The following is a 3,234-nucleotide window of genomic DNA, read 5'->3' as shown; positions in this document are numbered from 1 at the left end:
CGGCTGACGGCCTCGGCACGGGCCAGCGGCGCCAGCCGATCGTGCTGCTGCTGGGCCCGCGCGAGCGCGGCCTCGGCCCGCTGGAGCGCGGCGGCCGCGATGGCGGCCTCCACCTGGAAGGGCGCGGCATTGATCGCGAACAGCGGTTGCCCGGCGCGCACCTCGGCGCCCTCCTGGAACAGCCGGCGCTGCACGATGCCGCTGACCTGCGGCCGGATCTCGGCCACGCGCAGCGCGGCGACGCGGCCGGGGAAATCCTCCGAGACGGTCAGCGCCTCGGGCTTCAGCGTGGTCACCGTCACGGCGGGCGGCAGCGCCGGCGGCATCTCACCGGCCTCCATCCCGCACGCGGCCAGCAGGCTCGCGGCCAGGGCGCCCGCGCCGCGCCGGACCCAGGGCGTTCGATTCTTCATGTTCACGTCGCTTTCAGACTTCAGGGACAGCGGCGATCGCAGTCGCCAAGGGGCCGGAGTCTGGGCGGCGTCGATGGAGGCCAGGCTGAGGAACTGTGGAGATTCGATGGAGCGGCGATCGCCGGAGGAGAATCCGCGCCCATGACGGATGCCTTCACCAGTTCCCTCGTGCTGATCGTCGAGGACGAGCCCGAGATCGCCGACATCCTCCAGGCCTACCTGGAGCGCGAAGGCCTGCGCACCGCGCGCGCCACCGATGGCCGGCGCGCGCTGGAGCATCACCTCGCGCTCAAGCCCGACCTGGTGCTGTTGGACGTGCAGATGCCGCTGCTGGACGGCTGGCAGGCGCTGGCCGCGATCCGCCAGCGCGGCGACACGCCGGTGATCCTGCTGACCGCGCTGGACCAGGACGTCGACAAGCTGACCGGGCTGCGCATCGGCGCCGACGACTACGTCGTCAAGCCCTTCAACCCGGCCGAGGTGGTGGCGCGCGTGCAGGCGGTGCTGCGCCGCGCGGGCCGGCCCAGCCGACCGCCCGCGCCGGTGCTGCGCGTGGCGCCGTTCGAGATCGATCTGGAGAACCATGTCGCGACCGCCGAGGTCGGCGGCCTGCCGCAGCGGCTGTCGCTGACGCTGACGGAGTTCCGGCTGCTGGCCGAGATGGCGCGCCATCCGCGGCGCGCCTACAGCCGCGCCGAGCTGCTCCAGGCCTGCCTGCCCGAGGGCGACGCGCTCGAGCGCACCGTGGACAGCCACGTCAGCAAGCTGCGCCGCAAGCTCGAGGACCTGGGCGTCGAGGGCGTGCCGGCCAGCGTGCGGGGCATCGGCTACCGCTTCCGGGAGGTCGAATGAATCCCGCGCCGGCACGCCGGCGGGCGGAGCTCCCTGCCGGCGGGCTGAGCCGGCAGATCGTGCTGTCGATGACGATGGTCGCGTTCTGGCTGACGGTGCTGGTGATCAGCACCTCCTTCGCCTTCTATTACGTGCTGTCGCGGGTGCAGCCCGAGATCATGGAGACCGACTCCATGGCGTTGACGCCGCCCGAGATCGTCTGGATGGTGCTCACCACGATCGCGGCGATGGCGGGCGCGGCCTGGGTCGCCTCGCGGCTGGCGCGGCGCATCCTGGTGCCGCTGAACTCGGTGGCGGACTGCATCCAGCAGGTCGCCGCCGGCGACCTCAGCGCCCGCGCCGTCGGTGGCGACCTGTCGCTGGGCGAGGCCTCGCGGCTGGTCGAGGATTTCAACTCGATGGCCGACCAGCTCGAGCGCGTCACCCAGGAAAAGGCGCAGTGGAACGCGGCGATCGCGCATGAGCTGCGCACGCCGGTGACCATCCTGCGCGGCCGTCTGCAGGGGCTGGCGGACGGTGTCTTCGAGCCGTCCGAGGCGCAGTTCCGCAAGCTGTTGTCGCAGGTGGAGGGCCTGTCCCGACTGATCGACGACCTGCGCACGCTGGGCCTGTCCGAGAGCGGCCACCTGCACCTGCAGATCGTCGAGACCGACCTCGCCGAGGAAGTGCGGAAGGTTGTCGACGTGTACGAGCACGCGATGGCGGCGGCGGGCCAGCGCGTCGTCCTCGACCTGCCGCCGGGCCGCGCCCACGTCGACCCGGTGCGCCTGCGCCAGGTGCTGCTGGCGCTGCTCGAGAACGCCCGCAAGTACGCGGTGCCAGGCGTCGTGCGCGTGCATGCGGGCGTGAGCCGCGGCGTCTGCGTGCTGCGCGTCGAGGACGAGGGACCTGGCGTGCCCGCGGCCGTCGCGCAGCGCGTCTTCGAGGCGTTCTGGCGCGCGGAGAGCTCGCGCTCGCGCGACAGCGGCGGCACCGGATTGGGATTGGCGGTGGTCGGCGCGATCGCGCGCGCGCATCGCGGCCACGCGGTGTGCGTGCCGTCGCCGCTGGGCGGGACGGCGATCGAGCTGACCTGGCCGGACACGCCGGCCGGGGGCTCAGGCGTAGGAGCCGCCGAGCGCTGACGTTGACGTTGGCATCGACGTCGGCATCAGCGAGCGGTAGAAGGCCTCGATCCGGGCGACCGCCAGGTCGCGGTCATAGGGCGACAGGTCATAAGCGACGCGGGACCGCACCCGGCCATGCCCCGGCAGGCGCAGGCCGCGGATGCTCGCCTGCAAGGCCGTGCCCAGCGCGGTGACGTCCTCCAGCGGCACGAGCGTCGCCGGCGCGTCCGACAACAGCTGCTGCAGCCCGTTCGTGCGCGTGGCCACGATGGGCAACCCGGCGCGCATCGCCTCCAGCACCGCCAGCGGCAGCGCCTCCTCGCGCGAGGGGGAGACGAACAGGTCCATGTCCTCCAGCACCGCGTCGATGTCGTCGCGGAAGCCGAGGAAGTGGATGCCGGGATGACCCGCGGCCAGCCGCTTCAGCGCCCTCGCCTCCCGACCCTCGCCGAGGATGGCCAGCACCGCGTGGCCCGGCGCATGCCGCGAGAACGCACGGATCAACAGATCGACCCCCTTGCTGCGATGCAGCCGGGCGACGGTGCCGACGAGCACCTGGTCATCGGCCAGCTTGAGCTGCTCGCGCAGGCCCGGCCGTCGCGGCGCTTCGCCCAGCGCCTTGGGCTGATCCGATCGCGGCGGCCAGTTGTAGATCACGCGCGCCGCGCCGAGGTAGTCGCCGAGCGAGTCCCACTGCGCCTGGTTGACGCAGATCAGGCCGTCGAGCCGCTCGTGGTGATGGGCCTTGTAGCCGACGTGCAGCGTGCCGAAGCGCAGCGCCGCCTCGCAGCGGGCGACGGTCTTGCAGGCGGGGCCGAGGTGGCCGTGGCAGAGGTCCGCGCCCAGCCGGCGCAGCAGCGCAT

Annotated in this window: 4 protein-coding genes; 2 read left to right on the top strand and 2 right to left on the bottom strand. The window is 72.8% G+C overall.

Annotated elements, in window-relative coordinates:
- On the bottom strand, positions 1–413 hold a 413-nt coding region (locus FUT87_RS27330; RefSeq protein WP_186830807.1), incomplete at its 3' end, for an HlyD family efflux transporter periplasmic adaptor subunit.
- 141 nt (positions 414–554) lie between these two features.
- On the opposite strand from FUT87_RS27330, the gene FUT87_RS27325 reads away from it, so the two are divergent.
- Together FUT87_RS27325 and FUT87_RS27320 are read left to right on the top strand one after the other, a co-directional pair.
- A complete protein-coding gene (locus FUT87_RS27325) occupies positions 555–1,265 on the top strand; it encodes a response regulator (RefSeq protein ID WP_147243006.1) in 711 nt (236 codons plus the stop codon).
- The gene (locus FUT87_RS27320; RefSeq protein ID WP_147243005.1) at positions 1,262–2,389 is read left to right on the top strand and encodes an ATP-binding protein; all 1,128 of its coding nucleotides are present in this window, start codon (positions 1,262–1,264) and stop codon (positions 2,387–2,389) included. The genes FUT87_RS27325 and FUT87_RS27320 overlap by 4 nt, the downstream gene beginning before the upstream one ends.
- On the opposite strand, the gene FUT87_RS27315 is transcribed toward FUT87_RS27320, so the two are convergent.
- On the bottom strand, positions 2,363–3,234 hold an 872-nt coding region (locus tag FUT87_RS27315; protein WP_147243004.1), incomplete at its 5' end, for a glycosyltransferase. The two genes, FUT87_RS27320 and FUT87_RS27315, sit on opposite strands and share 27 nt — an antisense overlap.

It is taken from the genome of Mitsuaria sp. TWR114 (assembly GCF_007997345.1).
Note: the sequence above shows the minus strand (reverse complement) of the source record. Positions and strands in the feature narration are given on the sequence as shown.

What these genes read in the sequence shown, in the direction of transcription:
- FUT87_RS27325 (WP_147243006.1), top strand. Translation starts at nt 555, where the DNA reads ATGACGGATGCCTTCACCAGTTCCCTCGTGCTGATCGTCGAGGACGAG.
- FUT87_RS27320 (WP_147243005.1), top strand. Translation starts at nt 1,262, where the DNA reads ATGAATCCCGCGCCGGCACGCCGGCGGGCGGAGCTCCCTGCCGGCGGG.